Genomic DNA, 25761 nt, shown 5'->3' with positions numbered 1-25761 from the left:
TACTGTTATGCAAAGTAAAAAACTTCATGGTGTAAAATACGATATTTTTTCTGTATATGATTTTAGAAATGCTTATATAGAATAAAATATTATAGTTAATAATAATATGCAATATTTTAATGATTTATATATAAATTTAATTGACATTTTAATTGTATAATGTATAATTCATTTACTATGATATTAAAAGCAATTTCTTATATTAAAGGCAAGTCTACAGTCTACAGTCTACAGTCTACAGTCTACAGTCTACAGTCTACAGTCTACAGTCTACAGTAACTAACAATAATTTATTTGTTATTTCTTTATTATTCATAAATAAATATTTTTATATTTTTTCTATATTATATAAAGCAATACATCTTTTGGCATTGCATTCAAAAAAATTAATTTCTCAAATAATTGGTTATAGCTCGAGATATAACTTTTTATTAATAAAAAATAATAGGAGTAAAACAAATGAAAAAAATTTTACAAATAGCTTTAGTTTTAACAGCTTTAGCTTTATTCTCAACAGCTTGTTCAAAAGTAAGAACAACAAATTTAATAGGTACATACAAAAGCGGTTCATCAACTATGTCTGTTAGTTCAGATGGAGATGTATCTTTTAGTATTGCTTCAGATGCCACAGGAGTATTGTCTTCATTAAATGGTATATATGGAGAATTAATACCTTGGGATTTGACAGCTGAAAAACAATCCTACGATTACAGTTTTGAAACTGAAAAATATGAATATCCTTCTACAGGTAGTGGTGCCCTACTACTTATAATGTTAATGTTAGCCTTAATTTTACTAAAGATAATGAAACAGTTAATTGTAAAGTAAGCATTACTGTACCAGAAGGAAAAGGCGAAAGCGGCAGTGTAACTTTCAGCAAATAATAAAACTTTTTATTTTCTTCTGTATTGATGGGGAGGGTAATTCCTCTCCATTTTATTTATATTAATTTCAGTATATAGATAAACAACTATGGTTTGTCAATTTTTTTATTCAGCTTTTCCCAGCCTTCCACAGAGTGGCGGGCTTTGCCAAAAGAACCTTATATCCTCGACAAGCTCGGATATGCTTCGAGAAAGTGCAAGTATAAAAATAACACTAAATAGTACTAATTTATGTTTTACATGTAGAATAAATTACCAAATTTAGCCTGAAATGTATCCTTTTTGCTTCTTTGTGGCACACCGAAGGCAGACAGCGTCACAAAAGAAGTGGGGGTGCGGCACGACTGTGTGCTTCGCAGGGCTAGTCCCCGCAATTATAAATAAAAATAGTTTTGAAACAAATCTATTTTATACTTAATCTTGTCAAGTAGTTTTGAAACAAGTCTATTATATATTTTAGGATTTTTTGTATAGAATTTTTTTTATTTTTGATATATATTTATAGGACATTTTTAATGTTATTTTCATTACAAATAACAAATAATTTGAGAGGGATAATTTAATGTCAGAAAATCAAAATAATTCTGAAAATACGCAAAATGAAAAAAATACTAGTGCAGAAAAAGAAAACAGAAAAGAGAAATTAAACACATTAAGGAATATGGGTATTAATCCTTTTCCAAACAGCTATGATGTAACTTATAAGTCTCATGATATAGCAGAAAAATTTGATGAATTAGAAAAGAATCAGACAGAGGTATCCATTGCTGGAAGAATTATGCTTTACAGAGTAATGGGTAAATCTTCATTTTTAACGATAAAAGATTCTCAGGGTACTATTCAGGCTTATATACAAAGAGATAAGGTAGGCGATGAGTTTTATAATACAGTATTTAAAAAGTTAATCGATATAGGCGATATAGTAGGCATTAAAGGTACAGTTTTTAAAACTAAAACTGGAGAGATAACAGTATATGCAAGCGAATTAAAACTTCTTACTAAATCTCTTAATCCTCTTCCAGAAAAATTTCATGGACTTACAGATACAGAACTTCGCTACAGACAAAGATATGTTGATTTGATAATGAATGATGATGTAAAAGAGGCATTTATCAAACGTTCAAAAATGATATCAGCTATAAGAGAAGTAATGATAGAACATAATTTTTTAGAAGTAGAAACTCCTATGATGCATCCTCTTATAGGCGGAGCTAAGGCAAAACCTTTTGTTACGCATCATAATACTTTGGATATGACACTTTATCTTAGAATAGCACCAGAGCTTTATTTAAAAAGATTAGTAGTAGGCGGTTTTGACAGAGTATTTGAACTTAATAGAAATTTCCGCAATGAGGGTATATCTACAAGACATAATCCAGAGTTCACTATGATGGAAGCGTATATGGCATATGCTAACTTTTATAAAGTTATGGAATTGGTAGAAGATGTTTTCTCTAAAGTGTGCTATAAATTAAATGGTAAATATACTTCAGTTTATAAAGATTATGAGATTAACTTTAAGCCTCCATTTGCAAGAGTTCCTATGGTAGATTTGGTTAAAGAACATTCTGGACTTGATTTTAATGCAATAAACTCAGATGATGAAGCAATAGAAAAAGCAAAATCAATAGGTGTAGAAATAGATACTTCAAAAACTAAACCTACAAAATGGGAAGTAATGGTTGCTGTATTTGAAGACAGAGTAGAAGAAAAATTAATACAGCCTACATTTGTTATTAATTATCCTAAAGCAGTTTCTCCTCTTTCAAAATCGTATCCTGATAATCCTGATATTACAGAAAGATATGAACTATTTATAGGAGGAATGGAGTTATCTAACGGTTTCAGCGAACTTAATGATCCGATAGATCAAAAAGAACGTTTTGAAGAACAGCTAAAAGCGAAAGCAAGAGGCGAAGACGAAACTATGGATATGGATTTAGATTACATTAATGCTTTGGAATACGGACTTCCTCCTACAGGCGGACTTGGAATAGGTATTGATAGAATGGCTATACTATTCTTGAATGCTGCTAGTATTAGAGATACTATTCTTTTCCCTCAAATGAGAAAATCAGATCAGTAATAATAGATTGCTATTAAAAATAATTAAAAGGAATATCATTTTTTGGTATTCCTTTTTTATTACTAATATGTTTTATATATAATAAAGCAGCATTAAAATATGAAAAGGATAAAAAATGAAAATAGTTTATTTTGTTTTTATTGTTACTCTTTTATTTTCTTTTAGTAATTGCAGTAATAAAAATAATTCAAAATTAAATAATAAACCAAGAGAATATAAAGTATTTGAGGGAGATTTTATATGTCTCACAGGCTCATCATATTTTATTGATTATGCTTCTTCAAGTAATTATCAGATTCCAGCTGAAGGAGAATATTATAATCTTGAAAGAGAGTTTTTAAGTTTTAATTTTGAAGGTCCTACAAAGGTTTATCTCAAGGCTGAGGGATATTTAGAAGAGAGAGAAGGCAGAGAAAAAAATACTACAGAAACATTTTTTATAGTTACAAAAATTATATTGTTTGATACTAATAGGGCTTCTTCATTATTATAATTTGTTTTTTATCAAAAAATATATCATTATCAAAAAATAATATTTACTATTTACAAAAATGCTTATTAAGATATAATCATAAAAATTAAATAATTTTTGTATTGGATAATAGGTAAATTATGATAAAGAGTAATATATTAACATTAATAGTATCTATAATAATAACTTTAACGGCATTTTTAACTATAAATTATTCTACTAATAAAGACACTGATACATCTTTGAGCTATATTAATATAATGAATACAAATTATAAAAACTCAAGAGACTATGCTTTAGATGAGTACTATATATATGATTATAAAGATAAGGTGAATAAATTAAAAGAAGTATTTAAATCAAGTCCTATAACTGCAAGACTAAAATATCGTGCTAGTCTTATATCATATATAGGCGAAGAAGAGATTGTTATAAATGGTATTGATATAAAAAACGATAATGAAGTTTTTGATATATTAAAGAATGAAACAGCAGAAAATTTTGATTCAAATAATTCTATAATAATAAGTAAATCAATAGCTTCGGTTTTAGATGTTAATACTAATGATACTGTTATATTAAAACTCATAACAAAAACAGGTCATTATAATGCTGAAGAATATACTGTTATAGAAATATCAGAAAAACTAGATTATAACTATGCTTTAATAGATATTGATAATTTGAATAATTTTATAGGAATGGAAAATACTGCAACTGAAGTTTATGTTAAAAAAAATATAAGTGATTTGAGTAATTATGATAATGATATTAAAACTATTTTCGGAGATGATTTTTATATATACTCAAAAAGTGATATTTTAGGAGAAAATTATAATATCAATGAAGATAATAAAATAATTAATATTTATATATTATTAGTGTATTTATTCGTATTGTTTTCAGTATTTTTATTTATTAATTCATATACAGTACGCACATATAAAATATTATTAAAAAGCAAAGTATTATTTTCTTTTATTGGTTTTATAATATCATTTATTATATATTTTATTATTTTAAAGCTGTATTATAAAACAGACTTTATATTTAATTATATATATGCCTGTATGCTTGCTGTAAATATATTATCAGTTTTATCTGCTAATTTGAAATATAGTATTTTAGAGAATCTATTTATAATAAAAGAAGAGAATTATAATAAAAACAAAAATTTGCTTATAGTAATAGCTTTATCATTTACTTATGCCTTGGCTTTTATATTATTATATTTGTCATTTCTCTCATTTACAAATGATATTTCTAATAATAAAAAATTAGAAAGTATTGTGAGGATAGTAAAGGATAATACATCAGAAAATACGTTTTTATTTAAAGGTTCTGTAGATGATAATATATACAATATGCTCTATAGAGAGATAGAATCATATGACAGATATGCAGAAATTGAAAGAGCAATTAATTTTCCAGTTGGCGTAGTTATAAGAACTGGAAGTATAGCTTCAAGAGTATATACTTATGAAAAAAATATATTAGAAAGCGGACTTAGCATATCTAATATCATAATAGAAGGAGAAATATTTGAAAGTCCTAAAAGAGAAATCATCATAGGAAAAGATTTAGCCAAATATCTAAACTTAAAAATAGGAGATGCTTTGTCATTGATAGCAAAAGCTTCAAGAGGCTGGCTTGAGACAGGATATTTTTATGTGAGCGGTATATATGATTTGAAAGATAGAAATTATGATATTATAGGAGACATCACTGCTATGAATAGTTTTATATATTTGAAAGAAGGCGACAAATCTCCATATAATGAAAGTATAATAGTTTTTTCTGATAATGATAATATATATTCTCTTTTAGCCAAAAGTGATTTTGTGAATAGTAATAATTTGAGTGCGGTATCTGCAAACGAAGAGTATTATACAGAACATAGTATCTTGGATAAAAATGTGATTATTTTATTTATAATATCTTTAGCATTTATTTTGTCTTTGCTGTCCTCATCAATACTATCTATTTTTAACAGACGTTTATCTAAATTTATAATGGGCTGGTATAAAAAGGTATTATTAAATATATTATATTTAGTGTCTTTACTATCTTCTATTATAGTATCTGTATTGATTATATTTATACTTATTCCTTTTAGTTTGAAGTTTTTATTATTTAGTATATCTATAGTTGTACTATCGTTTTTATTATCTATTTTGGTATCTAATTATAATAATATATAATGAGTTTAAGGATTAAAAATGAATTTTTTACAAAAAATATCAAAGAGAAATAAGATAATATTTTTAATTGTTGTAGTATTATTTATTTGTATAACTTTGTATATGTATAAAACAGCACATTCTTTGAGAGTAAGATATATTACATTAGAGTTTGAAGATCTGCCAGAGAGTTTTGATAATACAAAAATTGCTTTGGCAGCCGATATGCATGCAGGGCTTTATATACCTGAAAGTCATGTAAAGAATATGTCTGCTTTGATAACCAATGAAAACCCTGATATAATATTATTTGCAGGCGATTATATTTACAGTGCCCCTCATAAGTTCAGTCATTATGATGAAGAAAATACAAAGAAATTTGCTAACGGTATAAAAGGCTTGGAAGCAAAATATGGAAAGTATGCTGTATTAGGCAATCATGATAATTGGGAAAGTACTTCTGATGTTTCAAATGCTCTATATTCAAACGGATTTAATGTTATGGATAATAGTATTTTATTTATAACAAATGAAATGGGAGAATATATATCTATAGGAGGTGTTGGAGATTTTTTAACTGATAATGTTGATTTTGAAGCAGCAACTAAAAATGTTAAATCAAATGATTTTCATATATTATTATCACATGAACCAAATATACCTTTAAAAATGGCGAAAGATAAAGGATACACCGAATTTATAGATTTGTTTTTATCGGGTCATACTCATGGGCTTCAAATAAGTTTTCTTCCTATGTGGGTTTGGGAAGGTTTAAATAAAAATAAAGAATATCCACATTTTCCAGTAATTTACGGTATTATGAATTATGGGAAGATGAAAGTATATGTAACCTCTGGAATAGGGGCAGTGCTTATGCCTTTTAGATTATTAGCATACCCTGAAGTCGTTATAATAACTTTGAAAAGAAAATAATATATACCTAGATATAATTATTTAATAAAGTAAAATATATTTTGAATATATTGCATAATCACAATTATTTATCTTTATTAATCTTTATTAATTTCGGAGATTTACTTCTTCTAACATAAGTTCTTTTTTTACTGCTTTTATTATTTTTGAAATTGGCTTCTGTAATACTCATATTATTTTGATTATTTTCATCTTTTATATCTTCATTATTTTCTATTTCATTAATTTTATCACTTTCTATTTCAAGTATAGTGTTTTTTATTTTTTCTATTTTCCAATCAAGATTATTTTCTTTTTCATTTATAACTGGTATTATTAATTGATTGAGATTATCTTTATCAAAATATACTCCAGAGTTTTTTGTGTTTATAAGATTTATAAGTTTATTAGTGTCTATTTTAGAATATTTATCAAGTTTTAAATATATATTATACTGACCTTCAATTACTGATAATACTCTTACTCTTTTTAATATTACTTTAAGTCTTGCTATATCAAAAATATCTTCCAATTCTTTAGGGATTTTTCCGTATTTATCAATCATATAATCTTTAGCATAGTCAATATCTTCATTATCCTGAGAACGCATTATAAGTTTGTATGCTGATATTTTTTCTTTTGAATCTGCTATATAAGAATCTGGTATAAATAGATTATGCTTTAAATCTATTACTGTATCGAATGTAACTTCTTTAATTTCTCCTTTATATTCATTTGTAGCCTCTTCAAGCATTTGAGTATAAAGTTCATAACCAACCTGATATATCATACCAGACTGCTCTTTTCCTAATATATTACCGGCACCTCTAATCTCTAAATCACGCATAGCTATTTTAAAACCAGCTCCTAAATCTGTATGTTCTGATATAGCTTCCAGTCTTTTATAAGCAACTTCTGTTAATGCCAAATCGCTAGGATAAAACATATAAGCATAAGCCTCTCTATCGCTTCTTCCTACACGTCCCCTTAACTGATAAAGTTCTGATAGACCTAATCTATTGGCATTATCTATTAATATGGTGTTGGCATTAGGTATGTCTATTCCGTTTTCTATTATTGTAGTTGAAACTAAAATATCATATTTATGATTAATAAAATCTTCCATTATTTTTTCTAACTGATGACCAGTCATTCTTCCATGTGCTACGCATATACGTGCTTTAGGACATAGTTTTTTTATCATCAATGCGAATGATTCTATAGTGTCTATTCTATTGTATAGATAAAATACCTGACCTTCTCTTTTAAGCTCTCTCTCTATTGCATTTACAACTGCCTCTTCGCTGAACTCTGTAACAAAAGTTTTTACTGGTATTCTGTTTAGAGGAGGAGTTTCTATTATGCTTATATCTCTTATTCCAGTTAAAGCCATATTTAATGTTCTAGGTATAGGAGTAGCCGAAAGTGTGAGGACATCTGTTTCTAATCTTAATCTTTTTAAAGCCTCTTTATGCTTAACTCCAAAACGCTGCTCTTCATCTATAACTATAAGCCCTAAATTTTTAAACTCTATATCATTAGATAAAAGCATATGTGTGCCTACTATCAAATCGCAGGAACCTGTTTTTAATAATTCTTTATTTCTTTTAGCCTGCTTACTTGTAACAAATCTATTTAAAACTTCTATACGTATAGGAAAATCTTCAAATCTTTTTTTGGCGTTGTTGTAATGCTGCTGTGAAAGTATAGTAGTAGGGCATAGTATGGCACATTGCTTACCAGCCATTATAGCTTTAAATACCGCTCTGAATGCCACCTCTGTTTTACCAAATCCCACATCTCCGCATACAAGCCTATCCATCATCTTGCCGCTTTCCATATCTTCTTTTATATCATTTATAGCCCTTAATTGGTCAACAGTTTCTTCATATTTAAATGAAGCCTCAAAGTCGTCCTGCCACTGAGTATCAGCACCATAAACATTTCCCTGTATATTAGACCTTATAGCATAAAGTTTTATCAATTCTCTTGCAGTAGCTAGTGCATCTTCTCTTGCCTTGCTTTTTATCTTATCCCAAGCACTTCCTCCAAGCTGAGTTAATTTAGGAGCTTCTCCATGACCAGATATATATTTCTGTACAAAGTTCATCTGCTCAACGGGTATATATAATTTATCCCCCTTAGCATATTCCAAAGTGATATAGTCTTTCTCTTTTCCGTTAGATAATTTTCTTGTTAATCCTAAATACTTTCCTATACCATAATTGACATGTACAGCATAGTCTCCTACATTCAAATCAACAAATGTTTCTATTAGGTTTTTATTGACTTTAGGTATCTTTCTTACCTTTTTTCTTTTTCTTCCAAATACTTCCCAGTCTGCTATAAATATAGTTTTTATGCTGTCTTTTATAAATCCTGAAGAAGCCTGAGCCGTTATAATATAAAAATTATTCTCATTTTTTGAATAGTCTTCTTTTTCTTCCGATATGTTTTCTTCTGATGTAATGTTTTTATCTTCTAAAATTATCTCTTTATGATTTTCTTTTTCAGTATTTTTTATTTCTGATTTATTTTCTTTATTCTCTTCATTATCTTCTTTTTTATTAAAATCTTCTTTAGTATCTTCCTCGTTATTCTTTTCTTCCTCTGGTGCTATAATTATGGGCGACAAATCCTGCATTATTTTATAGAATCTTAAAGCCTGATCATAATGTCCAGTAGATAGAATTATAAGATAATCTTTTTTTCTGTATTCTTTAACATAATCAAGAAAGTCCGTTAATCTTGATTTGAAAGAAACACCTTCTAAAAAATTAAATTTGTATATATCAATGTCTGTTATAAAAGGCGATATATTAATTGACTTTTTTACTATTTCATTAAAATAATCATTATTAATATATAGTTTTTCAATATCTCCTATTAGAGAAAACATATTATCTATATCATTAAAATTTTCTCTTATAGTGTCAAGTATTGTTATTAATTTTGTTTTTAATTTTAGAGCATCATCTATAAAGACATATCCGTAATCAAAATAATCAAATATAGTTTCTAGATTTGAATAAAACATAGGAAGCAGATTCTCACTTCCCGCAAAATATTTTCTCTTAATTATATTATCTTTAATTTCATCTTCTGTATTATTTTTATTTAAAAAAGCTTCTACATCTTCATCGCTGTAAACAACTTCACGTACTGGATAAATTATTATATTGTCAATACTTTTAAATGATCTTCCGTCTTCTATATTAAATAACCTTATACTTTCAATCTCATCATCAAACATTTCTATTCTTATAGGGTTATCATATTCTACAGAAAATATATCTACAATACTTCCTCTAACAGATGCAGTACCCTTTTCAGCAACTTCTCTTTCTATAACATATCCCAAATCATATAATTTTAATCTTAAATTATCCAAATCTAGTTTGTCGCCTATATGAAGTTCTATATAAAGTTTTTTAAGGTCTTCTATGTTTGCTATTTTTCTTGTTATAGCGTTTATGGTTGTTATTATAATACAATGCTCTTTATTTATTAATCTGTATAAAATATTTATTCTCTCCTGAGCTATATCGGTTATAGGAGACATTTTTGTAAAAGGTACTGTATCATAATCTGGAAAATAATAATTAGGTATGTTATAAAAGTTTAATGACTGGCTAAGAAGCATCGCCTCGCTTTCATTTTCTTTTATTATTAAAATACTGTTTTTTTGAAAAAGTGATGCAAATAATAATGCATCGCTTCCTCCTTTAAGGCATGTTATACTTTTTGTGTTTTCTATATTGAAATTTAAATATTCTTCGCTTTTAGTAAATCTTTCTATTAATATGTCTGATATTATTTCGCTGCTGTACATGATATTTTTACCGTAAAATATTTTCCATATAAATATATAAATATAAATAATATTCTATTAAATAGCAATAGCCTATAATAAAAAGATTGTATAAACTTTGTTATTATTCAATTTTTATATTATACGTTACTTCCCATTCTTCATCTCTGTTATCATTATTGTTATGATATTTTATAACTATATCTTGTGCTTGTCCTTTTTCTATAGTAAATTCATTAGGAGTACAAGAAATTACAGAACTTAGAGTTTCATATACTTTAAATTTTTTACCATCATAATTTATTTTTAATTTGCTGTCATCATATGAGGATAATTTTGTTACAGTATTTCCATAATCAGGAAATCCAAGAAGCCAATTATATTTTATGAACTGACTGTCTAGTATAATATTAATATCTATATTTTTCATATCAGTTACGGCATATTTTGTATTTGCCTCACAGTTTATACTTTTATCATTTCCTATAGTTATTATACTTCCTGCAGTAGCACCTATAGATAGTTCTTTTCCTTCTCCGTAGTTTCCAAGCATAGTATAGTTTATACTTGAATTATCTTCATAAATAGCGGCTCTCAAAGCATATACTAAATAAGCCTCATTTTTTAGATTATATCCTCCAAATCCCCAAGGGTTTGAATAGCTTTTCATACTTATATTTTTTACAGATTTTGATTCTACAATAATTGAAGCTCTGCTGTCTTCTTCTTTGACATTCAAATATGGAGAACGTCCTGGACTATTAAAATCATGTTTTGCCGTATCTCTTATTTTTCCGTCATTTTTATGAACGGAAGGAACATATTTTGTAGCACCTAATGCCATTTCATTTTTATATTCCTGATAAAGTACTACTTCCCCGTCTTCTTTTACAAAACCTATAGGATCATATTCATAAAATTTTCTCTTTTCTTCAAAGTTTTCTATAGCTTCAAAAAGAACTGGGTATGGAGTGCCTACTAACGGAGCATTGGCTGTTTTTGTTATTTTAGCATATGCGAATATAAACTTTGAGTATGTATCTATTGCTATCAGATATTGATTTAAATCTATAATAGCTTTTCCTTCTATTTTTATAAATAAGAATCTTTTCATTCTGTCTGATAAATTATATTGTGAGTTAGGATCTGCTAATGGGTTTTTATAGTCATACCTGAATATTTTTAAAGGATTTATAGACACTTGCATTGGAGATGTAACTTTATTTCCGTCATTAGAGGCATCAAAATATTTTTCATTTTTACTTTCATCTCCATTTAGCCATACTCTGCTGTCATTTGCATTAAAAAATTGATATTCTGGAACATTACCGCTTGTAAAACTAACTTTTAAAAACCAGTCTTTTATAATATTTCCATTAAAAATATAGTCTATATGATTCCACTCCCCATTATTAGGATTAAAAGGATCATTTTCTGGACTGATATCTTCATCTTCTCCCAAATCTGAACTTGTTCCATTGTCGGGTTTTGTGCTTAAAAGTTTTTTATTATAATAGTATCTTGGATTAAATTGATTATTACATGAAATTAAAAATAGCATTGATAATAAAATCAATTTATATGTTTTCTTCATAATGTTTTCTCGTATCAATTGTTTTTTATAATAATTTTATAATTAAACAGATAATATATCATTATGTAAAATATGTTAATAATGATTATATTAAATATAGAAGCAAAATAAAATTTTTTGTTTATATTTGATTATAAATAATTTTTTAATCTATTTATTATTAATGTCGAGAATTTATTCATTAAAGAGGTATCTTATGATAAGACTATATAGTATATCGGTTTTTTTATTTTTAATAACAGCATGTGCTTCTAATGATAAAGTTGCAGATAGCAATTATAATAATGTTTGGATAAAAAAAGTGAGTGGTAAAAGTGTGATGGCACCAAACGGATATTTATACACTTTTAAAGAAAATGGAAATGTTGAATATAAAATTAACGGTATGGTAACAGGCAGGGGAGTATTTTTATATGCTGAAACTGCTACTAATGCATATTATTATGAAAAAATGCCTTTGAGCTATGTTGCTTATGGTGTAAGAGATTCTATACCGAATACTAATGTAAATATGTTTGTTGGTTTTGTACTTGATGATAATGGAAAAATAAAAATGACTTCTGGATATACTAAAGAATATCAAAATAGATTGTCTAATTGGAAAAAGAGCAATTTAACTATATATAATACTTTACGTGAAGGTAAAGATATGTCTGAATATCCAATACCATATGTAGAAGAAGTTAATACTTTAAATTTAATAGAATTTGGAGTATTAAGGTAATATATTAATATGAATATCTTTTAATAATCATAAAATTCTAAATAAATACTCACATTTTTATTTTTACTCTATATAAATATTTATTTTGACAATTATAATTATTTGTATTATATTATAGATTTATAAAGAATTATTGCAGTAGGATTTATTTATGTTTTATTTACAAAAAGAAAGTGAATTTAGAGATGAGTATAAAGACATTGCTTTCATAATAGGATCTCCAGACTTTTTAGGTGCCAAAACGGAAGATGATAATAAAATAAATGTTCTTATTATTTGTATTGCATATAAAGATATGGGGACTAATTATATAGAAAAAAATAAAAAAATACTTGTAAGAATGAAAATAGATGAAAAAGAAATGGATTATTATAAATCTATTCTTAAAAGAGAGTCTGTTGTAAAGTTGAAAGTAAGATATGAAAAAGAGCAGGGAGAGGAATTAGCAGAGTTTTTACTTGCTGATATTATAGATAGTAATTACGAAGATGAAGATTTAACTCCTATGCTTAAGGAATATTTAGAGCCTATCTACTATAAAGATGAAGTTTTGGGGGACTTTTTGTATAACAGAATGCTAGGTTCTTTTGATAAAGAGTTTGATTGGGTTAATAATAGAAAGATACTTATAGCCTTTGACGATGCAGATGAATACTATAAAGAAAGGGCTGTTAATTTTATTAGAAATATATTTTCAGATATAGAATATTGGAATAAGGAGATTAAGGAATACTCGGCAAGAAGTATAATTAATCAAGGAAATAAGGCTGCCTCAAAAAGAGGAGAGAATGCTGTTGATGAGGGAGAATTTGTAAAAGAGTTTGCTAATAAAATAGATCTTATTGAAATTATAATACATGAAAGAGAGAATTATGTTAATTACAGATTGGGCAATAAAAAAGTTTTTCCTTTAGATGTTATTGCTGAAGGTGATTTGACAGGAAAATTCACAAATGCATTCGTAAGTCAATTTTAATTATTAAGCTACAAGATGTATAAAATGTATGATATTTTTAATAATAGTTATAGTATATAATAACTATTATTAATAAATATCTTTAATTATAATATTGACATTTTTTTGTCATATAAGTAAAATATTTGTAAAGATAAATTAGTAATATATAAGAAAAGATTAGTTTTTGGATTTAGTATCATTATGATGAGAAGTGTTATAAAGTCTAAGATACACAGACTTACAGTAACAAGAACAGATTTAAATTTTAAAAACTCAATAACAATAGATGAAGCCCTGATGGATAAAGCTGATATACTGGAAGGGGATAGGGTATCTGTTATTAATTTGAGCAATGATAAAAGGTTTGAAACATTTGTAGTTAAAGGCATACGCGGAACAGGAGTTATAGGTATTAACGGAGATAATGTTCATTATGCTAAAAAAGATGATACTATAATAATACTTTCTTACGGACATGCGGCTGAGGATAGTATAAATAATTTTAAAACTAAAGTAATATTTGTAAATATGAAAAATTTTATAATAGATTGAAATAACTTAATATTTAGGAGAGATATTATGGAAAAAATTTTCAAAGCTGGTATTGATATAGGATCAACTACTGCTAAAATGGTTGTATATGATGATAAAAATAATATGATATTTAAAACTTATGTAAGACATAATGCCGACATAAAAGATACATTATTATCCATACTAGAAAATCTTCAGGCTATGCATGGAGATTTGACTCTTGCTTTATCTATGACAGGTACTGCAGGTATGGGTGTATGTGAAAAGACTGGCATTAGTTTTGTGCAGGAGGTAATTGCTTCTTCAACTGCTATTAGAAAGATTTATCCTTATGGAAGGACATTGATTGATATAGGAGGAGAAGATGCAAAGATTATAGTATTTGATGATAATTTTAAAGCTGATATCAGAATGAACGGCAACTGTGCAGGAGGTACAGGAGCATTTATAGACCAAATGGCTACACTTCTTAATGTTCAGCCTTCTGAGCTTTCTACATTGGCAGAAAAATCAACTTCTATTTATCCTATGGCAAGCAGATGCGGAGTTTTTGCTAAAACAGATGTACAAACTCTTATAAGCCGTGATATTCCAAAAGCTGATATTGCTAAAAGTATATTCCAAGCTGTAGCGGTTCAAACAGTTAATACTTTGGCTAAAGGTTTTGAAATAAAGCCAAAGATATTATTTACAGGCGGTCCTTTAACTTTCCTTCCAGAATTAAGAAGAACATTCCTATCACTTTTAAATGCTACCGAAGAAGATATGTATACAGTTGAACACCCAGAATTAACTGCTGCAATAGGTGCTGCTTTCGGAGAAAAGGAAGATCAGACTATAATAAAAGTTTCTGAGTTTACAAGATTAGTTGAAAATATTTCTGCTGAAGTAAAAATAACTAATTCTAAACATAGAGAAGCATTATTCACAAGTCAGGAAGAATATGATAATTGGAAAGATGAGCATAGCAAAGATAAAGTAAAATCTGCTGATGTATCTACAGTTAATGGTAAAAATACATTCTTAGGTATAGATTCAGGCTCTACTACTACAAAAATAGTTATTATTGATGAAGACGGACAGGTTGTTTTAAGACATTACAGAAACAATAACGGCAACCCAGTAGGTGCTGTTACTGAAGGTCTTACAGAGATAAAAAAAGAATTAGATGAAAAAAATATTAAAATAAATATAGCAAGAACTGCTGTTACAGGATACGGTGAAGACTTGATAAAAGCAGCATTCAATATGGACGAGGGTATAGTAGAAACTATGGCTCATTACAGAGGTGCTAAGGCTTTTGATAAAGACGTTAGCTTCATACTTGATATAGGCGGACAGGATATGAAGGCTATATTCATTAAAGACGGTATTATAGAAAATATTGAAATTAATGAGGCTTGTTCTTCAGGCTGTGGTTCATTTATAGAAACATTTGCACGCGGAATGGGATACAAAGTAGCTGATTTTGCTAACATTGCATGCGAATCTGCAAGTCCTTGCGATTTGGGAAGTCGCTGTACAGTATTTATGAATAGTAAAGTTAAACAGTCTTTAAGAGAAGGCTCTTCTGTTGCGGATATTTCTGCAGGATTAGCTAAAAGTGTTACATTAAACTGTTTCACTAAAGTATTAAAGATTACTGACACTTCTATTTTAGGAGATCATATAGTTGTTCAGGGCGGTACTTTCAAAAACTCTGCTGTTCTTCGTTCTGTAGAAAAGTTCTTAAATAAAAAAGTTATTCGTCCAGATATATCCGAACTTATAGGGGCATATGGCTGTGCATTACTTGCTTTGGATACTTATAACACTAAAGAAGAAGATACTACTTTTATAGGTTTGGATAATTTACAGGAAGCTAATGATTATGAAAGAAAACAGCTTACTTGTAAAGGCTGCGAAAACCTTTGTACTGTTACAAGATTAAAATTCAAAGATAATAAATCATTCTATACTGGAAATAAATGTGAGAGAATATTCACCAATAAAGGAAACAAAGAAAGAAATTATGGAATGGATATTACTCAGAAAAAACTTTCTCTTCTTTTTGACAGACCTTTAGCTCCAGCATCAGATGAAATAAAAGGTACTATTGGTATACCTCGCGTACTTAATATGTATCAAAACTTCCCATTCTGGGCTACTATACTTGTAGAATGCGGATACAGAGTACAATTATCTTCACCTTCTAGCATGGCTATAGCTGAAAAAGGTTCTGGTACTGTTATGAGTGATAATATATGTTTCCCTGCTAAAATAGCTAACGGACATATATATGATTTGATAGAATCCAAAGTAGACAGAATATTCTATCCTTCTGTTGTACTTGAAAAAAGTGAAGAAGATGGAAGTGCAAACAGCTATAACTGCCCTGTAGTAACAGGATATCCAGATGTAATAGACAGTTCTATAAGTCCATTGACTAAATACGGTATACCTTTTGATGCTCCAACAATTTCTTTCTTAAATGAAGATTTATTATACAAAGGCTGTAAAGCATATTTTGTTAAAGGACTTGGCATAAACAAAAAAGATTTTGACAGAGCTTTCAAAATGGCTTTGCAGGAACAAGTAAGGGTAAAAAATGAATTAAAGACTGAAGGCAAAAAGATAATAGAACATGCCAAAGAAACTCAGACACCTACTATACTTATAGTAAGCAGACCTTATCATATTGACCCATTAATCAATCATAAAATACCAGAAACTATTGCTTCATTTGGTATCAACGTACTTACAGAAGATGGACTTGATATTAATGATACTAGTCTTGGTGATGTACAGGTATTAACTCAATGGTCTTATCCTAATAAAATGTTTAAAGCGGCTTTATGGGCTTGCCAGCAAAAAGATATGAAACTTGAAGTAGTTCAAATTAATAGTTTCGGATGCGGTCCTGATGCTACTACTTCAGATGAGATAAAATCTATACTTAATGCTTATGGAAAAAATCCTACTTTGGTAAAAGTTGATGAAATATCAAGTCCCGGAAGTATACGTTTAAGAATACGTTCTATGATAGAAAGTATGAGAATGAAAGGCGATTTCACTGTTAGCGATAAACCTAATAGAACTATCATTAAAAGATATGAGAAAAATGATAGACGTGCAATACTTGTACCTAAATTCGGTCAATTCTATGATCCTATGATTTTAACTCTATTAGAAAGAAGCGGATATGATACAATTCCTCTTCCAGAACCAGATGTTGAATCAGTTGAACTTGGTTTAAGATATGCAAATCAGGATATATGTTACCCTGCTACTATTGTTATAGGAGACATTATAAGAGCAGTACAAAGCGGCAAATATGATCCTAAAAATATAGCTGCTGGTATTACGCAAACTGGCGGACAATGCCGTGCTAGTAACTATGCTTCTCTTATAAAAAGAGGATTAATCAATGCAGGTTATCCAGATGTTCCAGTAGTAACTGTGGGACTTACTGTTATTAATGATCAGCCAGGTTTTGAGCTTTCAAAAATTGACTTGATGAAAGAAGGTATTATAGCTATGCCTTATGCTGATGCTATATCTACAATGTATTATTACACAGCAGCACGCGAAGTAAAAAGAGGCGAATCTTTGGCACTTGCTAATAAATATATAGCTTTACATCCTAAAGATTTTGCTCTTAAAGCAACTGATAAATTATTAAAACAGGCTGTTGCTGAGTTTAATGCTATTGAAACTAATGATAATTTAGAGCTTCCTAAAGCTGGTTTGGTAGGCGAGATTTATGTAAAATATAATAAATTTGCTAACGGTGATGTTTGCGATTGGTTAATGGCTAAAGGGGTTGAGGTAATAGTTCCTCCTGTATTTGACTTCTTTGTACAAAAAGTTATAAGCGAACAGGTAAACAAAGAAACTAATGCAAGAGATGTATCATTCTTAGGCTATTATGGTTCTAAACTTTCAGAAAAGGTTATTGATGTAAGGGTAGATTCTATCAATCAGATAATGTCAAAATTCAAAGGTTTTAGACCTGCTCATCATATACGTCAAATAGCTGAAAATGCTGCTAAGGTTACTGCTATGACTAACCAATTTGGAGAGGCTTGGCTTTTACCTGGTGAAATAGCTACTTTTGCTGAAGAGGGTGTTAATAATGTACTTTGTTTACAGCCTTTTGGTTGTATTGCTAATCACATCATAGCACGCGGTATTGAAACTAGACTTAAAACTAGATATCCTAATTTGAATCTTCTTTATTTGGATATGGATGCTGGTGCTAGTGAAGTTAATACTATAAACCGTTTAGAGTTCTTTGTACGTTCTGCTAAAGACAGTATGAACAGTGTTATGGTTGAAGATACTATAAAAGATGAAATAGGTGCTTATGCTAAATAATTAGTATTAGTTACTTAAATATATAATGAAAGGCTTGCAAATTGTGATGATTTGTGAGCCTTTTTTGATAATCTATTATACTTATTAAATGTAATTAGTACTATTTAGTATTATTTTAGACTTGCACTTTTGCGAAGCGTATCCGAGCTTGTCGATGATATAAGGTTCTTTTGGCAAAGCCCACCACTCTGTGGAAGGTGTGAAAAGTTGACTAAAAAAATTGACAAACTTAAAAATTTTTAGTATATAACATCTGCTGACTCTATATTGATTAACTCTATAGTTTTTGATATACTGCACTAAAAAGATATTAGAGGTTTATGATGTTTACAAATAAAGAAAAAATCGAATTTTTCAATGCTGTAGAAGACGGCAATATTAAGCATATAAAATATTTATTAAATAAAAATGATTATATAAATATAAATATATTTTCAGTAGCAAAAATATTAATTAAAAATAAAAATAATAAAAACAATAAAAATGTTGCTTCAGAAAAAGATGTTGAAATTGACTTTAAGAATAAAGACGGATATACTCCTTTAATGATTGCTTCTTACAAAGGAAATGCTGATATAGTAAAACTTTTATTAGAGTATAATGCTTCTGTAGATATGACTAACGATTATAATTATACTGCTTTGATATATGCATGTATTTATGGCAATTCAGATGTAGTTAAAATTCTCCTTGAACATAAAGCTGATATGTATATAGAGACTACATTAGAAAATAATTATTTAACTGCATTGATGATAGCTTGCATCGGAAATCATGCTGAAATAGTGAGAATATTACTTGAAAATGGATATGACCCTAATTATAAAAATCAAAAAGGAGAAACAGCATTAATATATTATGCCTTAATGGAAAATAATAAACCTAGTATAGAAATAATAAAAATATTATTAGAGTATGGAGCAGATATAAACGCAAAGGATAATAGAGGTTTTACAGCATTAATAGGAGCTTCTTATGCTGGAAAAACTGATTTTGTAAGTGCTTTATTAGAGAATAATGCTGATACAGAAATAAAAAATAATGATGAAGGAAATACCGCCTTAATATATGCATGTGAAAGTATAAATATTGATATGGTTAAAGCTTTACTTGAATATAATGCAAGTCCAAATGTACAAGATAAATGGGGCAGAACTCCTTTGATAATTGCATGTGATTATCGTTCTTATGATATAGCAAAAATATTGTTAGAGCATAATGCTGATATTAATTTATCAGATAATAGAAAAGAAACCCCTATGATGTATAGCGTAAATGGACATAATATAGAGATTGCTGAGCTTCTTTTAAAATATAATCCTGATTTGACATTAAAAAATAACTATGAAGAAATTGCATTAGATATAGCATATAATAAAAATCTTTATCAAGAGAAAATGGTAAAATTAATATTAGATGCTTCATCTAAAGAAATAAAATTTTTATATGCAGTTATTGAAAATAAAATAAATGATGTTTTGAAATATATTTCTGAAGGAGTTGATATTAATAATGCTGTATACGGGAAATACGGATTTAATGCATTACTTTTAGCTTCACGCAGTAATTATAAAGAAATAATAAAAATATTATTAGAACATAATGCTGATGTTAATTTCAGAAGTTATTTAAATAATACAGCTTTAGAATATATTTCTAATAATGACAATGACTTTGATATAGCAGAAGAGTTTATAAAAAGAGGAGCAGATGTAAATGCTATGGATAATGACGGTATTACTCCTTTAATGTGTGCTGCTTCTTATAATGCTGAAAAGATATTAAACTTATTAATAGCAAATAATGCTGATATTAATATTCAAACTAAATTAGGTTCTAGTGCTTTAATTCTTGCTGCTATGCATAATCATATTAATATAGTAAAAATTTTAATAGAAAATAAAGCTGATGTATTTGCAAGAGATGCTTATGGAAGAAGAGCATTATATTATGCGAGTAAAAATGAAAATTATGATATGTTTAATATTTTTAAAAGTTATCATGATAAAGAATATAAGAGAAACTCCAAATTTCTTAATAGTGTTTCATATGGAGAAATTGAAAAAGTATCAAAATACATATCAAAAGGAATAGATGTTAACTTTCAAGATGATTTTGGAGATACGCCTTTAACTCTTGTTGAAAATATAGAAATTGCAAAAATATTATTAGATAATAATGCAGATATTAATAAAAGAGGAAAAGACGGATACACCCCTCTAATAGCTGCTATTAAAAAAGAACTTGTAGAACTTGCAGAGTTTTTTATAAAAAATAATGCTGATATTAACATGACAGACCCTGAAGGAAATACTGCATTAGTTATAGCAGCCAAAAAGAAAAATGCTTACATATTTGAGCTTTTACTAAAAAATGGGGCTGATTTATCTATTAATAATGAATATATAAAGTGGTCAATAATCTTCGATGATGAAATAAAAAGTATATTTGAAAAATATAGCAAGTGATTTTTTTATTAGTGGTTATATAAATAGTTTTTTATTTCTTGTTTATTTATATTAGACTTGTTTCAAAAGTACTTAACAAGATTAAGTATAAAATAGATTTGTTTCAAAACTATTTTTATTTATAATTGCGGTGACTAGCCCCCGCACCCCACTTCTTTTACCGAATAGGCACCTACTCGCTGTTGCTCCATACGAAGTACGCCTGTGGCGAGAAGCAGGCACAGCCCGCAGTCGCGAAAGACTGCATGTTTATATACTAAAATGATAAATTATACAACATATAAAACATTATTTTTGTAATTAATAAATTATGAAAATTTGATATATACTATTTTAAAGTACTTTTGAGAGAAATATATTTTCCAATTATATTGCTTTGTTTTAAATGTAGCATTCATTAAAATTTTATTATAATAAATTTAAAATAATGTATAAAAATACATTATAGATACTTGTAATTAACTCAAATTCGGTATATATAGTATTCTTATACAGTATAAAAATATACTGTTTTAGGAGTTCTAAAATGAATAAATTTCAAAGCAATATCTATTACAAAAAAATAATAAAAAACATATTGGATAATATAGAGGAGGATGATTATTTTTACAATAAAAAAACTAATTGGGAGGAGTGGGTTATAATGCGTGTTGATATTAATAATGCTATAAGCAAATTAGATGATATTGACATTTCTAATTATAAGCCTGAAATTTTGGATAGCATATTAAATATATTAAAGGAGTATTAATAATAATGTGTAATTTATGCCCTAAATATGACACCTGTAAAAAACTTTGTAATGATGTTTTGAAAGAAATTAATAAGAGTTTGGGTACCAGAAAAATTAATTCTGATAGAACAGATAGCAGAGAAACAGTATTAACAAATGATGATTTGGATAATATACTTTATTCAAATGCCCTAACAGAAAGCGAGTACAGCAGGGTATCAAATTTAATAATAGCAATACTTACACCAAAGCAGAAAAAAGTAATGAAGCTTTTCTCTGAAGGCAAAACTCAAGAAGAGTTAGCTGTTATGCTTAATGTAACGCAGTCTGCAGTATCTCAGTATTTGACAGCTATAAAAAAGGAGATATCAAAGCAGTTTAATATGGTTATTAATGCATAGGAATTATTAAGATTAAAAATTAAAAGGGAGGCACTCATTTAAGAGCGTCTCCCCTTTATATGGTTAATATTACAAAACTAATTGAATATTAATTATTGTAATAATCTAAGAGCACCTTGTGGTAACTGATTAGCTTGAGCAAGCATAGACAAGTTAGCTTGGTTAAGAATTTGGTCTTTAGCAAGTTTAACTGATGCTTCAGCCATATCTGTATCACGGATTCTGCTTTCAGAAGCCTGCATGTTTTCGAATCCAACCATTAAGCCTTGAGCTGTCATTTCTAATCTGTTTTGATAAGCACCTAAGTCAGATCTTTGTTTTAATACTTTAAGAAGAGCTTCGTCTACCATACCTATAACAGAGTTAGCTTTAGCTGGGCTAGAAACACTGATGAATGTAGCACTAGTAGCTGGGCCTACTGGGTTTTTAAGTCCAAGAGCTTGGCTGTTCATAGTACCTATATAAACACGTTTTCTTTCGTCCATGTTAGCACCAATATGCAACCACATAGAAGCTGTAGGAGTGTTTTCACCTGTAGATCTAGCAAATCTACCAGTTAACATGTTAAGCTTATTGAATTGAGCTTGTGAAGCAACTCTGTCGATTTCATCTACTAATTGAGAAACTTCGATTTGTACATAAAGTCTGTCTTCATCAGTATAGATACCGTTAGCAGCTTGTATAGCTAATTCACGGATTCTTTGAAGAATGTTAGTAGTTTCTTCTAAGTATCCTTCTGTAGTTTGTATGAAAGATATACCGTCTTGAGTATTTCTTTCAGCTTGGCGTAAACCACGAATTTGTGTACGCATTTTTTCAGATACTGCTAATCCACTAGCATCGTCTCCAGCTTGGTTGATTCTCATACCGCTAGAAATCTGAGCAGCGTCTTTTCTTAAATCTACTTGGCGAAATTTAAGAGTGCGTTGTGCATTAATAGCACTTATATTATTGTTGATAACCATATGGTTCCTCCATGAATTAATTATATGTATTCTTCCCTGAACACATAATTATTATCGGTTAGTGGCTATTAATTATTAATTTTTTTTTGTAAAAATAAAATTTTTTTTCTTCAGTTTTATTAAAAATAATTTTCTAATATTATGTTAATTTAATTATGTTAATATAGTTATGTTAATATGACTTTACACGGCTGTAATTTATTTTTTAATTATTATTTATATTAAATTGTAATCACTTTAGTATATACCTAAACAAATACAGTTTGTCAAAATTAATTTTTATATTTTTATTATTTTCGGGGACTAGCCCCCGAACCCCCACTTCTTTTGTGACGCTGTCCGCCTTCGGTGTGCCACAAAGAAGCAGGCACAGCCCGCAGTAGCGAAAGGCTACATTTTATACTGAATTTAGTAATTTATCCTACATATAAAACATAGTTAGTACTATTTAGTATTATTTTTATAAATGCACTTTTTTATAGCATATCCTAGCTTGTCGATGATATAAGGTTCTTTTGGCGAAGCCCGACACTCTGTGGAAGGCGGGAAAAAGAACAATTAAAAATTGACAAACTTAAAAATTTTCAGTATATAATCAAGTACTTTTGAAACAAGTATTATATATTTATTTGTATTTTGAAGCTTTAATAAAGTCAAAAAAGTCGATAATAAATTTGAAAAAATTATGAACTTCATTATTTTATAAATTTATTTGCTAATTTATAAACTTGTTTTATTTCTTTTATTTCTAAATTCCAGCTATTTAATTCTTCTTCAATTAATTTGGGATATTTTTTGCTTATGTCTCTTAAAGCATTACCTACAGATTTTCTAACATATTCGCTATTATCATGTTTTAGATTTGATAATCTTCTAATTGCTTCACTAGGATTTTCTTTGAAGTATGGTTTATTTGTCCATATTCTTAAACCTTCAGTTACAGCACGCCTTGTATTAGGATTACTATCATTCAGCCATTCATCAATAATTATGATAGATTTTTCATATCCTAATATTTTACAGTGTTCATCAAAAGACTTTGCCAATATTTCCTGAACTCTCCAATTATTATCTTTAGAAACTACATCTTTCATAAAATTAAGAATTTCTTTGTTTTCAGATAAATAACCAAATAAAAATACAGAGTACATTCTTACTTGATATGAATCTGATTTATAAGCTGAGTATGCTAATTCTTTAATATAAGAATTATTATTAGATTTGAAATCAGATAAGGCCTTTTTTTCTATTTCTTTAAATCCGTTGGTTATTTTTGAAAATTCTTTTTCTAAATTTTTAATGTAGTCTTTCAGTTCTATTCTCCTGTTTTGTAATTTTATAATATGATTATTATAATGTTTAGATTGAAAAATGCATTTATTTAATTGAACATATTTGTATAATTTGTATTATCCCGCTATATCACCATATTCTATCTTTCTTTCACCGTCAATATAAACTATTAATGAATGATGTTTAAAATAATCTGGCTCAAATAGTATATGAAGTGTAGTATCAGGTCTTGTTTCATCTTCATCAAAATCTATTAATATTGTATCTATATACATAGCATTAAAGAAATCTTCATCTTTAATAGGTATATTTATGATTTCTCCGGACTGATTTTTATATGTATTTTCATCTATTTGTTCTCCAGTTATAACCCATTCTTCAGCTAATGCTAAACATTGTTTGTTTATAAGAAAATCTGAAACATCTTTTTTATGCTCATCAATCCATTTTAATATTTCATTAATTTTACATAAATGTTTCATAAGCATTTTTGACTTATCAGCTTCTTCACCAAAATCTATTAATAATGATATTTTTTCATCATTCCATAAATCACAATCCGATTCGTACGAGAAGTAGTCGTTTTCATAAAAATCTTTAATATCTTTATTCTTCATAAATAAATCCTTTCACTAAATATCATATTATATAATTTTATATAGCTATTAATTAAATATAGTAATATATTATTAATTTTCAAGTTTTTATATATTTTTTTTCAAAGCATTTATTATTATAGAGCATATATCTTCATCGTTAAAGTATCCGCTGTCTATGGTGAGGTTATAATTAGTCATATCGTCCCAATCGCCTCCAGTATAGTATTTATAATAATTTGCTCTATATTTATCAGTATTTTTAAGCTGAGTTTCTGCATTTTCCATTTTTACTCCATATTCATCGGTTATTCTCTGTATTCTTCGGTCATTTGGGGCATGAACAAATATATTGAAACATTTATGACAGTCTTTCAATATAAAGCTTGCACATCTTCCAATAATAACGCAGTTTCCTTTGTTTGCTATATTCATTATAACTTCTCTTTGTATCTCAAATATTTTGTCGAGGGTAGAATCTCTGGTTTTTGATGCAAATGGACTTGAAAAAAACTCTTTATGAAATGCACTGAAAAATAGATTATCATTAGTAAATTTTTCTTCTTTTGATTCGAGATATTGTTTGTTAATACCTGTTCTTTTAGCTACTATTTCTATCAATTCTTTATCGTAAAAATCAAAATTAAGTTTTTTTGAAAGCATTTCTCCTATATGCCTTCCTCCGCTCCCGTACTGCCTGCTTATAGTTATTATTCTGTTCTTCATATTTACCTTTTTACGTATTTTATCCGAAATATTATATTATAAAATAAAATTTATTCATTATATATTAT

The 25761-nt window shown here is 28.0% G+C and carries 18 protein-coding genes; 12 read left to right on the top strand and 6 right to left on the bottom strand.

What is annotated here, in order from left to right; genetic code table 11:
• The first annotated feature begins 459 nt into the window (after window positions 1-459).
• The 5 genes from F811_RS0109645 (at window position 460) to F811_RS0109625 (ending at window position 6555) form a co-directional block, all read left to right on the top strand.
• Window positions 460-828, top strand: a complete 369-nt coding sequence (locus F811_RS0109645; RefSeq protein WP_020005042.1) for a hypothetical protein — start codon at window positions 460-462, stop codon at window positions 826-828.
• 618 nt (window positions 829-1446) lie between these two features.
• Window positions 1447-2970: a lysine--tRNA ligase gene (lysS, locus tag F811_RS0109640; protein ID WP_020005041.1), complete on the top strand. Its 1524-nt coding sequence runs from the start codon at window positions 1447-1449 to the stop codon at window positions 2968-2970.
• Between the two features lie 115 nt (window positions 2971-3085).
• The gene (locus F811_RS0109635; protein ID WP_020005040.1) at window positions 3086-3463 is read left to right on the top strand and encodes a hypothetical protein; all 378 of its coding nucleotides are present in this window, start codon (window positions 3086-3088) and stop codon (window positions 3461-3463) included.
• 119 nt (window positions 3464-3582) lie between these two features.
• Window positions 3583-5643 (top strand): ABC transporter permease family protein, encoded by a 2061-nt coding sequence (locus tag F811_RS0109630; RefSeq protein ID WP_020005039.1) that lies wholly within the window; start codon window positions 3583-3585, stop codon window positions 5641-5643.
• Between the two features lie 18 nt (window positions 5644-5661).
• Window positions 5662-6555 (top strand): metallophosphoesterase, encoded by an 894-nt coding sequence (locus tag F811_RS0109625; RefSeq protein ID WP_020005038.1) that lies wholly within the window; start codon window positions 5662-5664, stop codon window positions 6553-6555.
• Window positions 6556-6619: 64 nt separating this feature from the next.
• On the opposite strand, the gene mfd is transcribed toward F811_RS0109625, so the two are convergent.
• Both mfd and F811_RS0109615 read right to left on the bottom strand, forming a co-directional pair.
• The gene (gene mfd, locus F811_RS0109620; RefSeq protein WP_020005037.1) at window positions 6620-10366 is read right to left on the bottom strand and encodes a transcription-repair coupling factor; all 3747 of its coding nucleotides are present in this window, start codon (window positions 10364-10366) and stop codon (window positions 6620-6622) included.
• Between the two features lie 103 nt (window positions 10367-10469).
• Window positions 10470-11939 (bottom strand): hypothetical protein, encoded by a 1470-nt coding sequence (locus F811_RS0109615; RefSeq protein WP_020005036.1) that lies wholly within the window; start codon window positions 11937-11939, stop codon window positions 10470-10472.
• Between the two features lie 196 nt (window positions 11940-12135).
• Here F811_RS0109615 and F811_RS0109610 point away from each other — a divergent pair, with 196 nt between their 5' ends.
• From F811_RS0109610 to F811_RS0109580, 7 genes are all read left to right on the top strand, one after another.
• Entirely contained in the window at window positions 12136-12663 is a 528-nt protein-coding gene (locus tag F811_RS0109610) for a hypothetical protein (RefSeq protein WP_020005035.1), read from the top strand.
• 151 nt (window positions 12664-12814) lie between these two features.
• Window positions 12815-13639 carry a DUF2262 domain-containing protein gene (locus tag F811_RS0109605; RefSeq protein WP_020005034.1) on the top strand — a complete coding sequence of 275 codons (825 nt, stop codon included), beginning with the start codon at window positions 12815-12817 and terminating at the stop codon, window positions 13637-13639.
• 183 nt (window positions 13640-13822) lie between these two features.
• Window positions 13823-14173: an aspartate 1-decarboxylase gene (gene panD / locus F811_RS0109600; protein ID WP_020005033.1), complete on the top strand. Its 351-nt coding sequence runs from the start codon at window positions 13823-13825 to the stop codon at window positions 14171-14173.
• Between the two features lie 27 nt (window positions 14174-14200).
• The gene (locus F811_RS0109595) at window positions 14201-18511 is read left to right on the top strand and encodes an acyl-CoA dehydratase activase (RefSeq protein ID WP_020005032.1); all 4311 of its coding nucleotides are present in this window, start codon (window positions 14201-14203) and stop codon (window positions 18509-18511) included.
• 323 nt (window positions 18512-18834) lie between these two features.
• Window positions 18835-20979, top strand: a complete 2145-nt coding sequence (locus F811_RS0109590) for an ankyrin repeat domain-containing protein (protein ID WP_020005031.1) — start codon at window positions 18835-18837, stop codon at window positions 20977-20979.
• A 526-nt stretch (window positions 20980-21505) separates the two neighbouring features.
• Window positions 21506-21730, top strand: coding sequence for a hypothetical protein (locus F811_RS0109585; protein ID WP_020005030.1), 225 nt, complete (start codon window positions 21506-21508; stop codon window positions 21728-21730).
• Between the two features lie 5 nt (window positions 21731-21735).
• Entirely contained in the window at window positions 21736-22113 is a 378-nt protein-coding gene (locus F811_RS0109580; RefSeq protein WP_020005029.1) for a helix-turn-helix transcriptional regulator, read from the top strand.
• 92 nt (window positions 22114-22205) lie between these two features.
• Here F811_RS0109580 and F811_RS0109575 read toward each other — a convergent pair whose 3' ends face one another.
• The 4 genes from F811_RS0109575 to F811_RS0109560 all read right to left on the bottom strand — a co-directional run bounded on the left by F811_RS0109575 (window position 22206) and on the right by F811_RS0109560 (window position 25693).
• Window positions 22206-23078: a flagellin N-terminal helical domain-containing protein gene (locus tag F811_RS0109575; protein ID WP_020005028.1), complete on the bottom strand. Its 873-nt coding sequence runs from the start codon at window positions 23076-23078 to the stop codon at window positions 22206-22208.
• Window positions 23079-23773: 695 nt separating this feature from the next.
• Window positions 23774-24379, bottom strand: coding sequence for a DNA alkylation repair protein (locus tag F811_RS0109570; RefSeq protein WP_281167086.1), 606 nt, complete (start codon window positions 24377-24379; stop codon window positions 23774-23776).
• Between the two features lie 108 nt (window positions 24380-24487).
• A complete protein-coding gene (locus F811_RS0109565) occupies window positions 24488-24988 on the bottom strand; it encodes a DUF2262 domain-containing protein (protein WP_020005026.1) in 501 nt (166 codons plus the stop codon).
• Between the two features lie 87 nt (window positions 24989-25075).
• A complete protein-coding gene (locus F811_RS0109560; protein WP_020005025.1) occupies window positions 25076-25693 on the bottom strand; it encodes a cytidylate kinase-like family protein in 618 nt (205 codons plus the stop codon).
• Window positions 25694-25761: the final 68 nt, after the last annotated feature.

This window comes from Brachyspira innocens ATCC 29796 (assembly GCF_000384655.1).
GTDB classification, from domain to species: domain Bacteria; phylum Spirochaetota; class Brachyspiria; order Brachyspirales; family Brachyspiraceae; genus Brachyspira; species Brachyspira innocens.
This window is presented reverse-complemented; position numbering and strand designations above follow the sequence as displayed.

What these genes read in the sequence shown, in the direction of transcription:
- F811_RS0109565 (WP_020005026.1), bottom strand. Translation starts at nt 24,988, where the DNA reads ATGAAGAATAAAGATATTAAAGATTTTTATGAAAACGACTACTTCTCG.
- F811_RS0109610 (WP_020005035.1), top strand. Translation starts at nt 12,136, where the DNA reads ATGATAAGACTATATAGTATATCGGTTTTTTTATTTTTAATAACAGCA.
- mfd (WP_020005037.1), bottom strand. Translation starts at nt 10,366, where the DNA reads ATGTACAGCAGCGAAATAATATCAGACATATTAATAGAAAGATTTACT.
- panD (WP_020005033.1), top strand. Translation starts at nt 13,823, where the DNA reads ATGATGAGAAGTGTTATAAAGTCTAAGATACACAGACTTACAGTAACA.
- F811_RS0109585 (WP_020005030.1), top strand. Translation starts at nt 21,506, where the DNA reads ATGAATAAATTTCAAAGCAATATCTATTACAAAAAAATAATAAAAAAC.
- F811_RS0109580 (WP_020005029.1), top strand. Translation starts at nt 21,736, where the DNA reads ATGTGTAATTTATGCCCTAAATATGACACCTGTAAAAAACTTTGTAAT.
- F811_RS0109635 (WP_020005040.1), top strand. Translation starts at nt 3,086, where the DNA reads ATGAAAATAGTTTATTTTGTTTTTATTGTTACTCTTTTATTTTCTTTT.
- F811_RS0109645 (WP_020005042.1), top strand. Translation starts at nt 460, where the DNA reads ATGAAAAAAATTTTACAAATAGCTTTAGTTTTAACAGCTTTAGCTTTA.
- F811_RS0109630 (WP_020005039.1), top strand. Translation starts at nt 3,583, where the DNA reads ATGATAAAGAGTAATATATTAACATTAATAGTATCTATAATAATAACT.
- F811_RS0109560 (WP_020005025.1), bottom strand. Translation starts at nt 25,693, where the DNA reads ATGAAGAACAGAATAATAACTATAAGCAGGCAGTACGGGAGCGGAGGA.
- F811_RS0109590 (WP_020005031.1), top strand. Translation starts at nt 18,835, where the DNA reads ATGTTTACAAATAAAGAAAAAATCGAATTTTTCAATGCTGTAGAAGAC.
- F811_RS0109615 (WP_020005036.1), bottom strand. Translation starts at nt 11,939, where the DNA reads ATGAAGAAAACATATAAATTGATTTTATTATCAATGCTATTTTTAATT.
- F811_RS0109605 (WP_020005034.1), top strand. Translation starts at nt 12,815, where the DNA reads ATGTTTTATTTACAAAAAGAAAGTGAATTTAGAGATGAGTATAAAGAC.
- F811_RS0109625 (WP_020005038.1), top strand. Translation starts at nt 5,662, where the DNA reads ATGAATTTTTTACAAAAAATATCAAAGAGAAATAAGATAATATTTTTA.
- F811_RS0109595 (WP_020005032.1), top strand. Translation starts at nt 14,201, where the DNA reads ATGGAAAAAATTTTCAAAGCTGGTATTGATATAGGATCAACTACTGCT.
- F811_RS0109575 (WP_020005028.1), bottom strand. Translation starts at nt 23,078, where the DNA reads ATGGTTATCAACAATAATATAAGTGCTATTAATGCACAACGCACTCTT.
- lysS (WP_020005041.1), top strand. Translation starts at nt 1,447, where the DNA reads ATGTCAGAAAATCAAAATAATTCTGAAAATACGCAAAATGAAAAAAAT.